We start from the raw sequence: 638 nt of genomic DNA on the forward strand, positions 1-638 counted from the left end.
CATCGAAAACGGATTGCGAGCCCTAATGATAAACGTACATACAAAGGTAACCCGCGACAAGCTCGACACCCTTGCCAAAATCATCAGCGTATGGGCTCCCCCCAGCGAGAATAACACCAGCGGCTACATTGCGCGCGTAAGCAAAGCGTTAGGCATAAGCCCCACCGCGCCCCTTACAGCCGACAGCTTCACAAAGGATTTTTACATCACCATTGCGCGTGCCATAGCCCAGATAGAGTGCCACCCCGACCACATCCGCATACCCGACAGTAGCTACCAAGCCGCCTATGATATGATACCATTAAATAAGAAAGCATTAAAAAAAAAGTAATCATCAGTGGTAGCGGTCTGCTACTCATAGTCGGCGGCTACCTCCTATATCGCCATTTTAAACTAAAAAAATAAGCTATGACAAACTTCACTAAGCACTTCAAAATAAAAGAATTTAACTGCAAAGACGGCACACCAGTACCGCCACAGTACCTTCCCAATGCAAAAAAGGTAGCCGACCAGTTAGAAGTATTGCGCGCTGCACTGGGTGGCAGACCTATTATTATCACCAGCGGTTACCGTACGCCAGAGCACAACAAAAAAGTAGGCGGAGTAGGAGGTTCAGCCCACCTAACCGCCAGTGCAGC

At 48.6% G+C, this 638-nt stretch carries 2 protein-coding genes; both read left to right on the top strand.

Annotation, left to right across the window (positions count from 1 at the left end; genetic code table 11):
* Positions 1 to 331: hypothetical protein (locus HMPREF9074_RS12565; protein WP_052141394.1), on the top strand; the 331-nt coding region annotated here is incomplete at its 5' end.
* A 77-nt stretch (positions 332 to 408) separates the two neighbouring features.
* Positions 409 to 638: D-Ala-D-Ala carboxypeptidase family metallohydrolase (locus HMPREF9074_RS11710; protein WP_034541133.1), on the top strand; the 230-nt coding region annotated here is incomplete at its 3' end.

Source organism: Capnocytophaga sp. oral taxon 329 str. F0087 (assembly GCF_000213295.2).
In the GTDB taxonomy this organism is placed as follows: Bacteria; Bacteroidota; Bacteroidia; order Flavobacteriales; family Flavobacteriaceae; genus Capnocytophaga; species Capnocytophaga leadbetteri_A.